The 17,765-nt window shown below is 67.1% G+C and carries 15 protein-coding genes and 1 tRNA gene; 12 read left to right on the top strand and 4 right to left on the bottom strand.

The features are described 5' to 3' along the window. The first annotated feature begins 135 nt into the window (after nucleotides 1–135). On the top strand, nucleotides 136–372 hold the full coding sequence (locus ACT2BZ_RS17630; protein ID WP_457936457.1) for a DUF2842 domain-containing protein: 237 nt from the start codon (nucleotides 136–138) through the stop codon (nucleotides 370–372). Here ACT2BZ_RS17630 and ACT2BZ_RS17625 read toward each other — a convergent pair. Next, nucleotides 362–1,384 (bottom strand): polysaccharide deacetylase family protein, encoded by a 1,023-nt coding sequence (locus ACT2BZ_RS17625; protein ID WP_457936456.1) that lies wholly within the window; start codon nucleotides 1,382–1,384, stop codon nucleotides 362–364. The genes ACT2BZ_RS17630 and ACT2BZ_RS17625 overlap by 11 nt on opposite strands. A gap of 115 nt (nucleotides 1,385–1,499) precedes the next feature. Here ACT2BZ_RS17625 and ACT2BZ_RS17620 point away from each other — a divergent pair, with 115 nt between their 5' ends. Further along, nucleotides 1,500–2,705 (top strand): GNAT family N-acetyltransferase, encoded by a 1,206-nt coding sequence (locus ACT2BZ_RS17620; RefSeq protein WP_457936454.1) that lies wholly within the window; start codon nucleotides 1,500–1,502, stop codon nucleotides 2,703–2,705. Between the two features lie 6 nt (nucleotides 2,706–2,711). Here ACT2BZ_RS17620 and ACT2BZ_RS17615 read toward each other — a convergent pair whose 3' ends face one another. Next, nucleotides 2,712–5,285, bottom strand: coding sequence for an exopolysaccharide transport family protein (locus ACT2BZ_RS17615; protein ID WP_457936452.1), 2,574 nt, complete (start codon nucleotides 5,283–5,285; stop codon nucleotides 2,712–2,714). A 247-nt stretch (nucleotides 5,286–5,532) separates the two neighbouring features. Here ACT2BZ_RS17615 and ACT2BZ_RS17610 point away from each other — a divergent pair, with 247 nt between their 5' ends. From ACT2BZ_RS17610 to ACT2BZ_RS17575, 8 genes are all read left to right on the top strand, one after another. Beyond that, nucleotides 5,533–6,096 (top strand): polysaccharide biosynthesis/export family protein, encoded by a 564-nt coding sequence (locus tag ACT2BZ_RS17610; protein ID WP_457936450.1) that lies wholly within the window; start codon nucleotides 5,533–5,535, stop codon nucleotides 6,094–6,096. A gap of 75 nt (nucleotides 6,097–6,171) precedes the next feature. Continuing rightward, on the top strand, nucleotides 6,172–7,332 hold the full coding sequence (locus ACT2BZ_RS17605; RefSeq protein WP_457936448.1) for a glycosyltransferase family 4 protein: 1,161 nt from the start codon (nucleotides 6,172–6,174) through the stop codon (nucleotides 7,330–7,332). A gap of 81 nt (nucleotides 7,333–7,413) precedes the next feature. Further along, nucleotides 7,414–8,946 carry an undecaprenyl-phosphate glucose phosphotransferase gene (locus ACT2BZ_RS17600; RefSeq protein ID WP_457936446.1) on the top strand — a complete coding sequence of 511 codons (1,533 nt, stop codon included), beginning with the start codon at nucleotides 7,414–7,416 and terminating at the stop codon, nucleotides 8,944–8,946. Beyond that, entirely contained in the window at nucleotides 8,943–10,187 is a 1,245-nt protein-coding gene (locus ACT2BZ_RS17595) for an O-antigen ligase family protein (RefSeq protein WP_457936444.1), read from the top strand. Before ACT2BZ_RS17600 ends, ACT2BZ_RS17595 begins: the two co-directional genes overlap by 4 nt. A 91-nt stretch (nucleotides 10,188–10,278) precedes the next feature. Then, entirely contained in the window at nucleotides 10,279–10,998 is a 720-nt protein-coding gene (locus tag ACT2BZ_RS17590; RefSeq protein ID WP_457936442.1) for a carbonic anhydrase, read from the top strand. Between the two features lie 190 nt (nucleotides 10,999–11,188). Then, nucleotides 11,189–11,265, top strand: a tRNA-Pro gene (locus ACT2BZ_RS17585). Between the two features lie 107 nt (nucleotides 11,266–11,372). Further along, on the top strand, nucleotides 11,373–12,503 hold the full coding sequence (locus ACT2BZ_RS17580) for a molybdopterin-binding protein (protein ID WP_457936440.1): 1,131 nt from the start codon (nucleotides 11,373–11,375) through the stop codon (nucleotides 12,501–12,503). Further along, nucleotides 12,500–14,467 (top strand): molybdopterin biosynthesis protein, encoded by a 1,968-nt coding sequence (locus ACT2BZ_RS17575; protein WP_457936438.1) that lies wholly within the window; start codon nucleotides 12,500–12,502, stop codon nucleotides 14,465–14,467. The genes ACT2BZ_RS17580 and ACT2BZ_RS17575 overlap by 4 nt, the downstream gene beginning before the upstream one ends. A gap of 7 nt (nucleotides 14,468–14,474) precedes the next feature. Here ACT2BZ_RS17575 and mobA read toward each other — a convergent pair whose 3' ends face one another. Next, nucleotides 14,475–15,098 carry a molybdenum cofactor guanylyltransferase MobA gene (gene mobA / locus ACT2BZ_RS17570; RefSeq protein WP_457936436.1) on the bottom strand — a complete coding sequence of 208 codons (624 nt, stop codon included), beginning with the start codon at nucleotides 15,096–15,098 and terminating at the stop codon, nucleotides 14,475–14,477. Continuing rightward, entirely contained in the window at nucleotides 15,091–15,984 is an 894-nt protein-coding gene (locus ACT2BZ_RS17565) for a formate dehydrogenase accessory sulfurtransferase FdhD (protein WP_457936434.1), read from the bottom strand. The genes mobA and ACT2BZ_RS17565 overlap by 8 nt, the downstream gene beginning before the upstream one ends. Before the next feature lie 148 nt (nucleotides 15,985–16,132). Between ACT2BZ_RS17565 and moeA the strand changes: the two genes are divergently transcribed. Together moeA and ACT2BZ_RS17555 are read left to right on the top strand one after the other, a co-directional pair. Next, on the top strand, nucleotides 16,133–17,392 hold the full coding sequence (gene moeA, locus ACT2BZ_RS17560; protein ID WP_457936432.1) for a molybdopterin molybdotransferase MoeA: 1,260 nt from the start codon (nucleotides 16,133–16,135) through the stop codon (nucleotides 17,390–17,392). A gap of 81 nt (nucleotides 17,393–17,473) precedes the next feature. Beyond that, nucleotides 17,474–17,716, top strand: coding sequence for a sulfurtransferase TusA family protein (locus tag ACT2BZ_RS17555; protein WP_457936430.1), 243 nt, complete (start codon nucleotides 17,474–17,476; stop codon nucleotides 17,714–17,716). Nucleotides 17,717–17,765 lie beyond the last annotated feature (49 nt).

Raw genomic sequence — 17,765 nt, 5'->3', positions numbered from 1 at the left:
GATTGGTGAACCATCGCGCGGTGCCATTCAAGTAGCAGCGCCGGATGCCACTGTCGCGCGACACGGCGTCACGTGCGCGCGCGATTGCGCCCATCGGAACAAGGCTCTAAGCGAAGGCATGAAAAGGACCGGACCATGCCCATTCGCCTGAAGAAGCTCATCGGCACCATCCTGCTGATCGTGCTGGTCATCCTCTACGCGCTGATTGCCACCACCGTGGCCGTCGCGAGGTTGTCGGAATCCGGCCCGCTGGTCCACCTCGCCTTCTTCTTCTTCACCGGCATTCTCTGGATTTTGCCGGCCATGGGCATCATCAAGTGGCTGATCCTGCCACCGCGGCCGAAGAAGCCTGAATCCGCGCCTAGACCGTAACCAGCATCTTGCCGCGGTTGGCGAGCGGCGTGGTTATGCCCGACAGCATCGTGCGGATATGCGCGACGCTCTGGTAGCGGCCGTTGACCGAAATGCGCGGCAGCGCGTGCAGGTGTCCGGCATGTTCGGGGCGCAGCACGCCGTGGCGCGTCGTCACCGCCGAGACATAGCCCGCCTCGCAGGCGAGCCGTACCTCGCGGCAGCCAACCGCGGTGGCGTAGCCATAGGGATAGGCCAGATGGATCGGCCGCTTGCCCAGCCGGTCCTCGATGAGGTCGATGGCCCCGGTCAACTCGAGGCGCGCGCGGTCTTCGCTCAGCCGCTTCAGATTGTAGTGGTTGACGGTATGGGCGCCGATCGTCACCAGCGGGTGGGCGGCAACCTGGCCGATCTCGTTCCAGTCCATCAGCGTGTTGCGGGCCGGCGCGCCGGGGTCGACGCCGCATGAGGCGGCAAGCCGGTGCAGCACCGCACGCTGGTCCTCTTCCGCGACATCGACGGTCAGGTGATCGTGCAATAGCCGGTGCGCCTCGTATCTGCGGGCGGGCGTCGAACAATCGAGGACGACCTCGCCGCCCGGCATGTCGAGCGTAAGGCTGTCGCCGGCATTGACGACGTCGTCGATGACATCCCACCACAGGTCGGTCGTGCCGTCGATCATCGCCGGCGCGACATAGATGGTCAGCGGCGCGCCGTGTTTTTCGAGCACAGGCAGCGCTTCATGCAGATTGTCGCGATAGGCATCGTCAGCGGTAATGGTGGCGAACTGTCCGCCCGCGCCGCCGGCGCGGATGCGCTCGATCGCCTCGTCGAGCGAGACGAAGGCATAGCCGCCCGCCTTCATGTCGGCGATCACGGCATCGAGGAAATCCGGCGCGATGTTGAGATGGCGATTGACCCCGAGCGGTTTCTCGGGCGTCGCGGTAACGCGATGCAGCATGAGGATCGCGCCGATGCCGCCGACGAACGGCCTGGCGAGCGGAGCCAGGCCGGAATACCGGGCGACGTTCAAAGCAAGTTTCCGGATCGCTTCGCCGCCGTCGAACATTCATTCACCTTTTGCGCCTAGCGTATGGAACGCGCCGACGCGAAGCCACCAGCACTGATTACGCCCCAAGGATTGAAGGATGGTTGACGCGACCATGACATTTCGCAGCCATCAGGCGAACGCCGCTCCGGCAACGGACGGCGCCGGCGGCGATACCGTCGTGTCGGTTGCCGTCGCAGGCGACGACCTGTCGGCCTATGCCGAGCTTTGCAATCAAGCGAGCCACGCGCCAGCGCAAAGCCATGCCTGGGTAGCGGCATGGGCGCAGCACGCATCGCCAGACGGGCTGCTCGCGACCGTCAGTTGCGCCGGCAGACCCGTCTACGCCCTGCCGCTCGATGTCGAGAAGCACGGTCCCTTCCGCGTCGCACGCCTGATGAGCGGACGCCACGCCAACGGCAATTTCCCGGCCGCCGACCCGGCTTTCCTCGCGTCCGGCGCCTTCGACATGGCGCCGGTGGTCGCATCGATCCGCGCCGCACGGCCCGACATCGACGCTCTGGCGCTCGAGAGGCTGCTGCCCGAGCACGACGGCATCGCCAACCCCCTGGCCGCCCTGCCCCGCTTCCCGAGCCCCAACCTGTCGCTCGCCGTCAGCCTTGAAGGCGGTTTCGATGCGCTGCTGTCGCGCTCGAGCGGCAAGCGCAAGCGAAAGAAGCACCGCTCGCAGACCCGCAAGTTCGAGGCCGCGGGCGGATTTCGCCGCATCGAAGCGACGACCCCTGCCGAGACGGCCCGGCTGCTCGACGCCTTCTTCACCATGAAGAAGCAGCGCTTCGAGCAGATGGGTGTCGGCAACGTTTTCGCCGAACCCGCCGTGCAGGCCTTCTTTCATACGCTGTTTGCAAAGGCACTGGACGAAACCCCGCCGCGCTTCGTGCTGCATGCGCTGGAGGTTGCGGGTCTGCCCAGGGCCATCACCGGATCGAGCCGCGACGGCAAGCGGCTCATCTGCGAGTTCGGCGCCATCGAAGAAGACGACCTGGCGCATGCCAGCCCGGGCGACTTCCTGTTCTTCGAAAACATCGACGAAGCCTGCCGCGAAGGGCTCGATGTTTATGATTTCAGTGTCGGCGATGAGCCCTACAAGCGGCTGTGGTGCGATATCGAGACGCGCCATTTCGACGTCACGATCCCGCTGACCCCGAAAGGACGGCTGCTGGCGCTTCAGATGCGCCAGACGGCCCGGCTGAAGGCCTTCGTCAAGAACAGCCCGCTGGTATGGAAGCTGACCAAGGTCTTGCGCAGGCGCACCGCCGGCGTGGCGCAGCCAGCCGGCGACTGAGCCCGATCAGGCGGCCGAGCGCCCGGGCACCGGCGGGTTCGGCGAATGATGATCGGCCGGCGTGACCAGCATCACGTGATCGTAGCCCCCGGCCTTCAGTTCCTCTGCCGCCGCGGCGATCTGCTCGTCGGGTTCTAGCACGCTCACCATGATTTCGGTGCCGTCGGCGACCAGACGGCGGATGCCCTCGGCGTCGGCCGGGCCGCATTCGACCACGACGACGTCGTAGGCACTGGTCAGCGACTGCATGATGATCGGCAGGCGGTCGGCCGCCCGCATCGCCCGCGCCGGATCGGCTGTTCCGACCGGCATGACGTGGCAATGCGAATAGTGGTCGGTGTGGATCGCCTCGGTGAACTGCGCTTCCGACGCCAGGAGGTTGGTGATGCCGGGATAGGCGACGCTGTCGAGCATCGGCAGCGTGGCGGCGCCCGACGCGGTGAGGTCGAGCAGCAGGACGCGCAGGCCCGCATCTGAGACCTCGCGCGCCACCAGAACCGCGGAGGCGGCGGCCTCGTCGCCCTCGGGTGAGACGAATATGGCGCGTGTCGCGCCACCCGCGATCAGCCGTTCTGCCGCGCCCTCGATGCCGACTTCGCCGAAGCGGGAGCGCGACTGCGCGACCGGGGCGGGTTCGGATGCCCTGGCCGGCTTTCTGGCGAAAGGATTGCGTAGCTTCATGTCTTCGTCGTCCTGACTTGGCTGCTGGTCTGCCGGCGCACGTTCGGCCGGGTTCTCCAGCCACGAGAGGTCGGCCTGAAGGCGCTTGTGCTTCTCCCAGGCATCCCGAAATGTCTCCTTGCCGAGCTGCATGGCCGGCAGCGGTTCGCGGCGGATTGGCTCGGGCACCGGCTCCACGGCGACCTGTTTCGGATGTGCAGACGGCTCGGCCGCGACAGCGACGGCGGCCATTGCCTCTGCCGGTTCGGCATGGGCGGTCGCTTCGGCCTCGGCCAGAGCGCCTTCGGGCGGCTGCGCATCGAAGGGCGGTGCCTCTTCCAGCCTGGCACGCTCGACGGCCGGGCGCTTCGTTTCGACGACAACCGGCTCGGCAGCGACGGTTTCCCCTGCCTCCTCCGGCATCTCCACGGCAGGTGCGGCGACTGTCCGGCGTTCGGGCACGTCAACATGATCGGCCGGCATGATGACCTGCTCGACGGCCTCCGGCCGCGCGCCCTGCGCCGGCCGCATGGCACGGCCCGAGAACAATTCCTGCATCAGCGTCAGGATGATCATCACCAGAAGCGAGCCGACAAAGGCCGCGCCGGCAATCGGCAGCGCCTTCGGGAAATAGGGTTCCGACGGCGTCACGGCGCGCGAGAAGATGCGCGCATCGGCAGGCAGGTACTTGCCTTCGCCGCGCGAGGACGCCTCGCGGTAACGGGCCATGTACGATTCAAGCAGCTGGCGCTGCGCATTGGCCTCGCGCTCGAGCGCGCGCAGTTCAACTTCCTCTTCGCCCGCACGGGCGGACTCGGCCTTCAGCGCATTGAGGTCGGCAACAAGCTGCCGCTCGCGCATCTGGGCCGTGCGCGCCTCGGCGCCGAGTCCCTTCAGCACATTCTCCGCCTCGGTGCGGATCTGCCGGTCGAGATCGGCAAGCTGCGAGCGCAGCGCACGGATGCGCGGATGATTCTCGAGCAGCGTCGTCGACATGTCCGCGATATCGGCCTTGAGCTGGACCTGGCGCTCGCGCAGGCGCTGGATCAGCGTCGACGACATGACGTCGGGCAGCGCGTCAAGCGAACCGCCGCTCTTCAGCACGGCCCGCACGCTTTCCGCATTGGCCTCCGCCGCGCCGCGGCTGGCGCGCACGCGCGACAGTTCGGTCGAGAGCTCGGAAAGCTGCTGCGTGGCGAGCACGGAATTGTTCTGGCCGATCAGGAGGTCCGACTGGGCGCGGAAGTTGGCGACCTTCTGCTCGGCCTCCTTGACGCGCTTCGACAGGCTGTCGATCTCGGGCGCCAGCCAGTCGGTCGCCTCGGAGTTCGACAGCAGCTTGGCCTCGCCCTGCACGGAGATATAGGCGTCGGCAAGCGCATTGGGGATCTCTGCAGCAAGCTTTGGATCCTCCGACGACATCTCGATGACGATGACGCGCGATTTCTCGACCCGGTAGATGCTCAGCTTCTCGCGGAAATTCTTCAGTACGCGCTCTTCGGGCGGCACCTCGTTGGGATCGGCCTTCAGCCCGGCGATGACGAGCAGGCGCGACAGCGTCGACATGTCGGCGGCATCGTCGAATTCCGGCAGCCTGGCGAGTTCGAGCTTGGCGGCGACGGTCTTCAGGATGTCGGTCGACAGCATCACCTCGACCTGGCTGGCGATCCCCTCCTCGTCGAGCAGCGGGCGTTCGTTCTCGCCGTTCGAATCGGGCCGCGTGAAAACGGATTCCCGCGTCTCGATCAGGACGCGGGTCTCGGCCTTGTAGAGCGGCGTGGCGATGGCCGCGAAGCCGAGCGCCAGCGCGGTGACCGCCAGGGCCACGAGAACAACACGCTTCCAGCGCGCCGCGAGGCCCGCAAAAAGCCTCCCGAGATCGACGTCGACATCGCTAGCCGTTGAGGGCACGCCTGACATGCACTTCCACTCCGAACCTTTGGAAAATGCACCGTAAACAACTATGGTAACCCAGCCGTTAAGAGGCGGTTAGCTTTTCATTTTCCTTCGTTTACAGGGCGTTAACGAGACCGGGCAACCCTCTAAAACGGTAGCCGGACGGCCCCGCCTTTACCGCGCATTAACCCTAACAGGACGATAACGAGGCTCAGGGTTTCAAACCTGCCATCCCGACGCTCGGCAGCCAGTTAGAGGTTCGCGTTCACCTATGAAGTGGCATTCGATTATCGCTCCGGCACTGCTCGTCACCGTCATCCTGGCGGGCTGTTCCAGCTATCGCCCAGCGCCCGCGGCGTTCCATGCGATGCTCGATGAACCCTATCGCCTGGGTGCAGGCGACCGCATCCGCGTCACCGTCTTCGAGCAGGATGGCCTGACCAACACCTATGCCGTCGACCAGTCGGGATACTTCGCCTTTCCGCTTGTCGGCGCGGTTCCCGCCCGCGGCCATACCGTGCAGCAGATCGAGGCGACGCTCGCCGCGAAGCTGCGAGAAGGCTACCTCCGCAACCCCGATGTTTCCGTCGAGATCGACCGCTACCGGCCGATCTTCGTGATGGGCGAAGTCGGCTCCGCCGGACAGTATTCCTATGTGCCCGGGCTGACCGTCCAGAAGGCGGTGGCGATCGCCGGCGGTTTCTCGCCGCGCGCCAACCAGGGCAGCGTGGACATCACGCGCGACATCAATGGCGAGGTCATCACCGGACGGGTTCGCACGTCCGATCCCCTGCTGCCCGGCGACACGGTCTATGTCCGCGAGCGCCTCTTCTAGGATATGAGGCTGACAAGCGCGGATCAGTTTTCGGATATGATGATGCCTGGACCGCAAGCTGCAAGCACTGCGCCGATGGCAGGCACCCAGGCCGCGTCGGGCAAGGCGTCACGCCGCAGCCTGCGCATCGTGCACTGCTTCCGTTCGCCGGTCGGCGGCATATTCCGCCACGTTCGCGATCTCACCGAGGCGCAGGTCGCAGCCGGCCACAAGGTCGGCATCGTCTGCGATTCGACGACCGGGGGCGACCTCGAGGAGAAACTGTTCGATTCGCTCAAGCCGCTGCTCGCGCTCGGCGTGTCGCGCACGCCCATGCAGCGCCATGTCGGGCCGGGCGACCTCGCCTCCGCCTGGCGCGGCTACAAGATCATCAGGGAATTGCAGCCGGACGTCCTGCACGGACATGGCGCCAAGGGTGGCGTCTATGCCCGCATGTTCGGCTCACTGTTGCGGGTTTACAGGTATCGCGTTGCCCGCCTCTACACCGCGCATGGCGGAAGCCTGCATTACGACGAGACCAGCACGATGGGACGCATGTTCTTCGGGCTGGAGCGCCTGATGGAGCGCTTCACCGACCATCTGCTGTTCGTCTCCGAGTTCGAACGCCGGGCCTTCCGCCACAAGGTCGGAGAGCCCAGGCCGCCGAGCAGCCTGGTCTATAACGGCCTGCGCGACAGCGAGTTCGAACCGGTCACGCTGGCGCCTGACGCAGCCGACTTCCTCTATATCGGCATGATGCGCGACCTGAAGGGGCCCGATCTCTTCATCGACGCCCTGGCGCGGGTCGAAAAGCAGCTCGAGCGCAAATTGAGCGCGGTCATGGTGGGGGACGGAGAAGACCTGCCGCGCTACCGGGCGCAGGTCAGCCGGCTCGGCATCGGAGAGCGTGTGAGGTTCCTGAGTCCGATGCCCGCGCCGCAGGCATTCGCGCTCGCCGGCATCATCGTCGTCCCTTCGCGCGCCGAGGCGATGCCCTATATCGTGCTCGAGGCACTGGCCGCCGGAAAATCCATGATCGCCACGGCTGTCGGCGGCATCCCTGAAATCTTTGGCGACCGTTCGCCAGCCCTGGTGCAGCCCGAGGTCGGCGCACTGGCCGCCAAGATGGCCGAGGCCATCGCAGATCCGGACGCCTTCGCGGCGCTGATGCCGAAGAAGGAAGACCTCAGGGCGCGCTTCGGGGCCGACGTCATGGCGAGCGAGATCGAACGCGCTTATTTCTCGGCCCTGGGCTAGTCGTCCGCCGCAGCGCCGCGTTCAAGGGTTTCTTAGCTCTCTCTTGCTATGGGTTGCCGATACCCACGGATCGGCAGCAGCATGAACAAGATCGAGCAGCCGCACCGCTTTTCCACCGATGCGGTACGCAAGCACCCCGACGACAAGGACGGAGCGGCAAAGCACCTCAACGCGACGGCGCGCAACATCGCCTCCCAGTTTCGCCGGGACACGATGTCGCCGATCATGGTGAGCGGTGTGCTGCGCCTCGTCGAACTGGCGCTTCTGGCGCTCGCCGGCACGCTGCTCTTTGTCCATTATGTCGGCCTCGGCACCAGCCTGACCTGGCAGTATCCGATCGTCATCGCCTGCGGATCGCTGATTGCCGTCATCCTGCTCGACATCGTCGACTGCTACCAGCTCTCGGCGCTGATGCGCCCGGTTTCCCAGATCGGCCGTATCGCCGCGGTCTGGGCGGGCACGCTGGCGCTGTTTGCCGTCATCGGCTTCTTCGTCAAGATTTCAGGCGAGTTCTCGCGCGTCTGGTTCGGCGGCTGGTTTCTGTCCGGCCTTTTCCTGCTGATCGGGCCGCGCTTGCTTCTGGCCGACCTGATCAAGCGCTGGGCGCGCAACGGAACCATGGAACGCCGCGCCGTCATCGTCGGCGGCGGCAAGGGCGCCGAAACGCTGATCCGCTCGATCGAGCAGCAGCCCTATAACGACATCCGCATCTGCGGCATCTTCGACGACCGCGACGACAAGCGTTCGCCACCGCTGGTCGCCGGCTATCCGAAGCTCGGCACCGTGCCCGAACTGATCGAGTTCGCGCGCATCGCCCGCATCGACATGCTGATCGTCTCGCTGCCGCTGACCGCCGAGACGCGCGTGCTGTCGCTCCTGCGCAAGCTCTGGGTGCTGCCGGTCGATATCCGGCTCTCGGCGCATTCCAACCAGCTGCAATTCCGGCCGCGCGCCTATTCCTACATCGGCGCCGTGCCGCTGCTCGACATCTTTGACAAGCCGATCAACGACTGGGATTCGGTCGCCAAGCGGGCCTTCGATATCGTCTTCAGCCTGATCGGCATCGTCGCATTCTCGCCGGTGATGCTGGCCACGGCCATCGCCATCAAGCTCGACAGCAAGGGACCGGTGCTCTTCAAGCAGCAGCGCCACGGCTTCAACAACGAGGTCATCGACGTCTACAAGTTCCGCTCGATGTACACCGAGATGTCGGACCCGACGGCCAAGCAGACGGTGACCAGGAACGACCCGCGCGTCACGCGCGTCGGGCGCTTCATCCGCAAGACCTCGATCGACGAGCTGCCGCAGTTCTTCAACGCGCTCTTCGGCAGCCTGTCGCTCGTCGGTCCGCGGCCGCACGCCATTGCCGCGCAGTCGCACAACCTGCTCTACAACGAGGTGGTCGACGGCTATTTCGCACGCCATCGCGTCAAGCCCGGCGTTACCGGCTGGGCGCAGATCAACGGCTGGCGCGGCGAGATGGATACGGACGAGAAGATCCGGATGCGCACCGAGTACGACCTCTACTACATCGAGAACTGGTCGCTCTGGCTCGATCTCAAGATCCTGTTCCTGACGCCGGTGCGCCTGCTCAATACGGAGAACGCGTATTGAGCGTTGCTGCGCACGAACTGCCGACAGGCGCGGTCAACGCCAAGCTGATCGCACTGATCTCGTCGGCGGCCATCGTGCTCGGCGTGCTCCTGTCCGGCTTCGTCATCCGCGAGCCGGCACCCTACGAAATCTACATGGCCGGGCTCATCGCCGTCTGGGCCGTCTTCGGGCTCAGGATCTCGCGCGCCATCATGCCGCTGGTCACGCTTCTCGTTCTGTTCAACATCGGCGGCATGATCGCCATGACGCAGATGGCGGATCTGATGGACACGCCGCTCTATTTGGCGGTGTCGCTGTTCCTGGCGCTGACGGCCGTGTTCTTCGCCGCCGTCACCGAGGCGCAGCCCGGGCTCTACCGGCTGATCTTCAATGCCTGGGTGTGCTCGGCCGTGGTCACCGCGACGCTCGGCATTGCCGGCTATTTCGGCGTGTTCCCCGGCGCCGAGATCTTCACCAAGTTCGACCGCGCCGCAGGCGCCTTCCAGGATCCCAACGTCTTCGGACCCTATCTGGCGCTGCCCGGCATCTACCTGCTCTACCGCCTGCTGACCGGCAGCCCTGCCAGGATGTTTCTCTATGCCGTGCCGCTGCTGATCGTTGTCGCCGGCATCTTCTTTTCCTTCTCGCGCGGCGCCTGGGGCCTGTTCGGCGCCTCGGCCTTGCTGCTTCTGATCGCGCTGTTCTTGCAGAGCGCGAGCGGCCGCTTCCGCCTGCGTATCATCCTCATGAGCATCGCGGCGGTATCGCTGCTGCTGGTCGCTCTGCTGGTCATGCTCCAGATTCCGGGCGTGGCGGAGATGCTGACCACGCGCGCGCAGCTCGTGCAGGACTATGACGCAGCACGACTCGGACGCTTCGCCCGCTACGTCATCGGCTTCCAGCTCGCCATGGAGCAGCCGCTCGGCATCGGCCCGCTGGTGTTCGGCCAGATCTACGGCGAGGACACGCACAATATCTGGCTCAAGGCCCTGATGGACTACGGCTGGCTGGGTTTCGCCTCATGGGCGATCATGGTCTTCTGGACAATCGCAGCCGGCTTCCGGCTGCTGTTGCGCAATCGGCCCTGGCAGCCCTTCGTGCTGTGCGCCTACGTCGTGTTCCTCGGCCATGTGGCGCTCGGCAGCGTCATCGACACCGACCACTGGCGCCATTTCTACCTGCTGCTCGGGCTGATCTGGGGCGGCATCGCACTCGAATACCGGCACCAGCGAAACGCCGGCCTGACTGCGGTACCGGCCTGACAGCCGGCGGGACTTGCCGCCACCGCACGACGACGACCCGAGGGCGGCATGAGGCCGCCACCGGCAGCGCATCATCCAGGAGGGAAGAACCATGTGCACAACATGCCAAGCCACGCCGCTCGTACGGCGCGACATGCTGAAATTGCTGGCAGCCGGGTTGGCCGCCGGCGGTGCGGCAGGCCTTGCCGGACCGGCAGTTGCCGCCTCGGCAGACGCCACCGCCCTGACGCCTGACGAGGCGATCGCAGCGCTGAAGTCGGGCAACCAGCGCTTCGTCGACGATCCCGAACTCTGCACGCTGAAGCTTGCCGAGCAGCGCAAGGGCGTGTCCGGTCACCAGGCGCCCTGGGCGACGGTTATCGGCTGCGCCGACAGCCGCGTACCGCCCGAACTGGTGTTCGGCGGGCACGGGCTCGGCGAACTGTTCGTCGCGCGCAATGCCGGCAACCTGGTCGACACGGCGACGATGGGAACGGTGGAATACGGTGCCGCCATGCTCGGTTCGCCGCTGATCGTGGTGCTCGCGCATACGAGCTGCGGCGCGGTTTCGGCCGCCTGCAAGGTGGTCGAGGACAACGCCACCTTCCCCGGCTCCATCGGGCCGATGATCAACCCGATCCTGCCCGCGGCGATTTCCGCAAGGGGTGAGCCGGGCGACTATGTCGACAATGCCGCCAAGGCCAGCGCCATGCGCACCGCCGAACAGCTGACAACGGCAAGCCATGTGATCGGCGACCTTGCTGCGGCGGGAAAGCTGAAGGTCGTGGCGGCGATCTACGACCTTGAAACCGGCGTCGTTTCCTGGCTCTGAGCAGCGCGGGGCCGACTGGCGCGATCAGGATCAGATCGCCGAGGCGACCAGCTTCAGCAGACTGACGCAATCGCTGGCCTGCCAGCCGGCCCGCAGACATGCGGCGCAGCCAAATCGTCCCGATTCAGGGCAAACCGCTCAATTTGCACCTTGCGCTCAATGCACCGGTCTTCTAAGGCTCTCCGCGGTCCGGAGTGTAGCGCAGCCCGGTAGCGCACTTGACTGGGGGTCAAGGGGTCGTGGGTTCGAATCCCGCCACTCCGACCATTTGTCGATCCACCTTGTCCCCAAATCGCCTTCGTCCAGCCTAGTGCGGCCTGCCGCCTCCTGTACGGCAGTTGCACGGGGCACGGAAGTTGGACCATAAGACCGGGATGAACCTGGTTCGATCGACCGCCCCTGCCCTGACCGACTTCGAGGCCGCCCGCGCCGTACTTCTCGACGGGCTGAGCATGGTGGCACCCGCCGCGATGCCGCTCGACGAGGCGCTTGGCGCCGTGTGCGCCGAGGCACACGCCTCCGCGACCGGCTGGCCGGCATCGAACATTGCAGCGATCGACGGCTTTGCCTTCGCCTCGGCCGACCTCGCCGGTGCCTCCGCCTATGCGCCGGCGATCGCTTCCACCAGGCCGCAATGGGTCGACGTCGGCGATCCCCTGCCCGGGGGCTGTGACTGCGTGCTCGAAGCGCCCTGCGTCGATGCCGATGGCCCGCTCGTCGAGGTGCTCTGCGAAGCGGTGCCCGGCCAGGGCGTGCGGCGCGCCGGCGAGGATATTGCGGCCGGCCGCGTCTTGCTGAAGCCCGGACGCCGCGTTACGGCGCTCGACCTCCTCGCCGCGCGACGCAGCGGCCTGGAGCGCCTTGCGGTGCGCAGGCCCTCGCTTGCCGTCATCGACATCGCTTCGGCCGATGGCGGGGGCTGCAGTTCGGCGCTGGCCGCCGACCTCGCCGCGCAGGCCGGCGCAGCGGTTGCGCAGCGGCTGACGGTCGAGCGCGATTCGCCTGCGATTGCCGCCGCGCTTGGCACCGCATCCTGCGACCTCATCATTACCGTCGGCGGCACCGGCGACGGTCGCACCGACGCGGCGGCCGAGGCGATCGCCACCTGCGGCACGCTCCTTGCCCATGGGCTCGCCATCCGGCCGGGCCAGCGCATGGCCATCGGCAGGATCGGCCAGACGCCCGTCATCTCGCTGCCCGGCATGCCGGACCAGGCGTTGGGCGGTTGGCTGCTGATGGCCGAACCGTTGATCCACCACCTTGCCGGCATCGAGGCGCGCCGCCCCGCAACGGGCCGTCTGGCGCGCAAGATCTCGTCGGCGATCGGATTTTGCGAGATCGTGCTGCTTGCCCGCGACGGCGAGGATCTTTCGCCGCTGGCAACCGGCACCTTCTCGCTCGCGCAAGTCTCTTCCGCCGATGCCTGGCTGGCGGTGCCGGCCGACAGCGAAGGCTATGCCGCCGGCGCTACAGTCAACGCCTGGCCGCTGCGCGATACACCGTGACCGATACGAAAACCCATCCCGCCGCCGTCCCGTCCGGCAAGGCAGCCGACCAGCAGCAGTTTCTCACCATCCTGTCGCGCGAAGACGCCGTGACGCGTTTCGAGGCCGCCCTGTTCCCGCGATCCAATGCCATCGTCGAGGTGCCGATCGGCGAGGCACTCGGACTGGCGCTCGCCGCCGACGTCACCGCGGCCGTCGACGTGCCGCCCTTCGACCGCTCGAATGTCGACGGCTTTGCCGTCCGTTCGGCCGATCTCGCGGCCGCCGGCGAAGGCCACCCTGTCGAGCTTGCCCTCAATGGCGAGGTGATCGCCTGCGGCGTCGAACCGCGCGAGCCCGTGCGGACCGGCACGGCGACGACCATCGCCACCGGCGGCCCTGTACCGCGCGGTGCCGACGCCATCGTCATGGTCGAGCATACGCAGCCCGCCGGCGACGACGCCATCGAGGTGCGGCGCGCCGCCACCCCCGGCCAGTTCGTCTCCCATGCCGGTTCCGACATCGCCAGCGGCGAGCTTTTGCTGCGTGCCGGCGTGACCGTCGGCTCGCGCGAAATCGGCATGCTGGCGGCCTGCGGCATCGCCTCGGTGCCGGTGGTGCCCAAGCCGCGCGTCGGCATCCTGTCGACCGGCGACGAACTGGTGCAGCCGGGCCAGCCGCTCGTGCCGGCCGGCATTTACGATTCGAACGGCGCCATCATCGCCGCGTCGGTGGCCGAGAATGGCGGCGAGCCGACCTTCCTCGGCGCCTTTGCCGACGACGAGGCGACACTCGAGGCGGCGATGCGCAAGGCGCTGGCCGAATTCGACTTCCTGATCCTGTCGGGCGGCACCTCCAAGGGAGCCGGCGACGTCAGCCACCGCATCGTCGAACGGCTCGGCAAGCCCGGCATCGTCGCGCATGGCGTGGCGCTGAAGCCCGGCAAGCCGCTCTGCCTGGCGGTCTGCGACGGCAAGCCGGTGGTGATCCTGCCTGGCTTCCCGACATCGGCAATGTTCACCTTCCACGACATGATCGTGCCGGTGCTGCGCCGCATGGCGGGGCTCGGTCCGCGCGCCGACGGCATCGTGGCGGCCAGGACCCCGGTGCGCATCGCCTCGGAGGCCGGCCGCACCGAATTCGTCATGGTGTCGCTGGTCGAAGGGGCGGACGGCCTCGTCGCCTACCCGACCGGCAAGGGCTCGGGCGCCATCACCTCTTTCGCGCAGGCCGACGGCTTCCTGCGCATCGAAGCGCTGGCCGACCACCTGCCGGCACAGAGCGAGGTGTCGGTGACGCTGCTCACGCCGCAGGTGCGCGTTCCCGACCTCGTCATCATCGGCAGCCATTGCACCGGCCTCGACCGCGCGCTGACCCCGCTGGTGCGCGACGGCTTTGCCGTGCGCTCGCTGACGGTGGGCAGCATGGCCGGACTGGCGGCGGCCCGTCGTGGCGAATGCGATCTCGCGCCGATCCACCTCCTCGACGAAAAGAGCGGCGCCTACAACGCGCCGTTCCTCGTCGATGGCCTCGAACTGGTCCCCGGCTGGCGGCGCATGCAGGGCATCGTCCATCGCCTCGGCGACACGCGTTTCGAGGCGATCGGTGCTGACGAAGCGCTGCGCAACGCGCTTGGCGACCCCGATTGCTTGATGGTCAACCGCAACCACGGCGCCGGCACGCGCATCCTCATCGACAGGCTGCTCGGCGCGGCGCGGCCGGAGGGTTATCGCAACCAGCCGCGCTCCCACAATGCGGTCGCCGCCGCCGTCGCGCAGGGGCGCGCCGACTGGGGCGTGACGATCGAGCCGGTGGCGCGCGCCGCCGGGCTCGGCTTCATCCCGCTGACGGAAGAGCATTACGATTTTGCGATGGTCTCGGCGCGCCGCGAGCGACCGGCGGTCAGGGCGTTCCTTGAGAAACTGCAGTCGCAGGAAACGCGCGAGGCGCTTCTGCTCGCAGGATTCCACCCGGCCGAGCCGTAAGCCGGCACTAAAGCGCCGCGGCCGCCATTCTCTCGGCTTCGTCAAGGTCGTCGGCCGTGTTGGCGTTGAAGAAGGGATCGACCGGATCGACCGGCCAGGCCACGGTGGCAAGCGCGTAGCGCGCCGTCCAGAGGTCGATCTTGCGCAGCCCCTCCTCGACCAGCGCCTTGCGCAGATCGCCGCGCAAAGCGACCGCCCACAGCCCGATCACCGGATGCGAGCGCCCATCGGACGCTGCTACCGCCAGTTCAGCCTTGGCGGCAACCCGCTCGGCCTCGAGACGCGAGACCAGGTCGCGCGGCAGGAACGGGCAATCGCCGGCAACGCTGACGACATGATTCGCATCGGGCCGGTTTTCGGCGGTCCAGTCGAGCGCGGCTAGCACGCCGGCAAGCGGGCCGGGATAGTCCTCCAGCGTGTCGGGCACCACCGGCAGGCCGTAACCGGCAAAGCGCGCCGGATCGCCATTGGCGTTGAGAATCAGGGCGTCGCATTGCGGCGCTATGCGCGCCACCACGTGGTCGAGGATCGCCTGGCCCGCCACCTGGCGCAGCGGCTTGTCGCCGCCGCCCATGCGCCGCGCCAGTCCGCCGGCAAGCACAACGCCGATCATCGGCGCGGCCTCAGTCATCGCCGCCGCCGCCCTTGCGCGCGCTCCTGCTCGATTCGTCCTCGACCGTACCGGGGTCCTCGTCGAAGACGATGCGGTCGATGCCCGAAAGCGCCGAGAAGCGCTTGCCGCGCGCGCGGCCGATCAGGGTCAGTCCGGCCTGCCTGGCCAACGACACGCCCCAGGACGTGAAGCCTGAGCGCGACACCAGCACCGGGATGCCCATGCGCACCGTCTTGATGGTCATCTCGGAGGTCAGTCGCCCCGTCGTGTAGAGAATCTTGTCGCCCGCCTCGACGCCATGGCGGAACATCCAGCCGGCGATCTTGTCGACCGCGTTGTGGCGCCCGACATCCTCCATGTAGCAGAGCACCTCGCCCTCTCGGCACAGCACGCAGCCATGGATGGCGCCGGCCTCGAGGTAGAGCGAAGGCGCGGTATTGATGGTCTTCGTCATCCGGTAGAGCCAGGAGGTGCGGAACTCGGCCGCCGGCAACGCGACGTCTTCCAGCGCCTCGAGCAGGTCGCCGAAGGCGGTTCCCTGCGCGCAGCCCGAGGTCAGCGTCCGCTTCTTCAGCTTCTCTTCGTAGTTGGTGCCGCGCTCGGTGCGCACCACGACGACCTGCAGATCGTCGTCATAGTCGACGCCGGTGACGACATCGTCGAATTTCAGCATGTTCTGGTTGAGCAGGTATCCGATCGCCAGATATTCCGGGTAGTCGTTGATCGTCATCATGGTGACGATCTCCTGGGCGTTGAGATAGAGCGTCAGCGCCCGCTCGGCCGGCACGTTGACCTCGACGGCGGCTCCGGTCTGGTCGATTCCCTGCACCCGCTCCGTCAGCAGCGGCGCATGGGGATCGGGCATCACGCGCTCGGCCTCGACTAGCTTTTTTGCCTGCTGCATTCCATTCTCGCAAAAACCGTTTGATGGCGGATGGCGCAATCCGGGCCGTCCGGCGGAGCGAAAAACTATCGCGTCCGGTCTCCATAATATAGGGGCAATGCGACGCGTTCGTCCGCTACGGACGACAGGGCGAGGAGACTTCTGAGACGTGGCGCAGCTTTCCGACGACTGTTTCGCATTCGGTGGACCGATGATGTCGGTCGACGACGCCGCGGCGCTGATCGCCGCGCGGCTCGGTCCGGTCGCCGAAACCGAGACGGTCGGGCTCGCCGAAGCCGACGGGCGCGTGCTCGCTGCCGACCTCGTTGCCGCCCTGCCCTTGCCACCCTTCACCAATTCCGCGGTCGATGGCTACGGCGTGCGGGCGTCGGACCTGCCACCGGCCGGCGAGGTCACGCTTGCCGTCAGGGGCCGCATCCAGGCGGGCGGCAGCGCGGCCGAGCCCGTCCCGCCCGGACACGCGGTCCGCATCTTCACCGGCGCGCCGATGCCGTCGACCGCCGACACCGTCTTCATGCAGGAGGACGTCCGCCTGAACGAGACCGCCGCCACCGTCACGCTGCCGGCAGGGCTGAAGAAGGGCGCCAATGTGCGCCCGGCCGGCGAAGACATTCCGGACGGCGCCACGGTGCTGAAGGCCGGCCACCGCATGCGGCCGCAGGACATCGGGCTCGCCGCAGCACTCGGCATGACGCAGCTTGATGTGCGCCGGCGCGTGCGCGTCGCCGTGTTCTCGACCGGCAACGAGATCGTCGCGCCCGGTGAGCCGCGCAAGACCGAACAGCTCTTCGATTCCAACCGCTTCATGCTGATGGCCATGCTGGCGCGGCTTGGCTGCCAGGTGACCGATCTCGGAATCCTCGCCGACGATCATCGGCAGATCGCCGGCGCGCTTGAGGCCGCCGCGGCGGCCAACGACCTCATCCTGACGTCTGGCGGGGTTTCGACCGGCGAGGCCGACCATGTGAAGTCCGCGGTCGAGAGCGTCGGCTCGCTGATCTTCTGGCGCGTCGCCATCAAGCCCGGCCGGCCGGTCGCGATGGGCGTCATCAGGGGAGCGGCCTTCATCGGGCTGCCCGGCAACCCGGTGGCGAGCTTCGTCACCTTCGCCAATCTCGCGCGCCCGGCCATCCTGGCGATGGCGGGCACGACGCCGGCCCGAACGATCGCGACGCCGGTGCGCGCCGCCTTCTCCTACCGCAAGAAGGAAGGCCGGCGGGAATATGTGCGGGCAACCGTCGCCGCGGGCGCCGACGGCACGCTGGAGGCGCGGAAATTCCCACGCGAAGGCGCCGGCCTCCTGTCCTCGCTGGTCGATACGGACGGTCTGATCGAGCTCGACGAGGCAACGCTCACCGTGGAACCAGGCCAGATCGTGGCTTTCCTGCCCTATTCGAGCCTGATGTGAGGGAATGGCCGTCGTGCTGCCGCACCTGCCGGACCGCGCTGGCCGATTGACGAACAACCGACCCTTCGCCATCTTCGCGCCATGACAACAGCCAAGCTAGACCTGTCGGGATTGAAATGCCCACTGCCGGCGCTGAAAACGCGCAAGGCGCTCAAGGGCATCATGCCGGGCGGCCGGCTGGAGGTTACCTGCACCGACCCGATGGCGGCCATCGACATTCCGCACCTGCTCACTGAAACGGGCGATCGTCTCGAAAAGACCGACAGGGATGGCGCCACCATCGTCTTCGTCATCGAAAAGGCCAGCGCGGCTTCTACGGGCTGAGACAAAGCGTCGGCGAAGGTCGGATCATGAACAGCGCCGGTGTCGGGCA

The organism is Mesorhizobium sp. 10J20-29 (genome assembly GCF_054130485.1).
The sequence above is the reverse complement of the archived record's forward strand: the minus strand, read 5'-3'. Positions and strand labels throughout refer to the sequence as shown.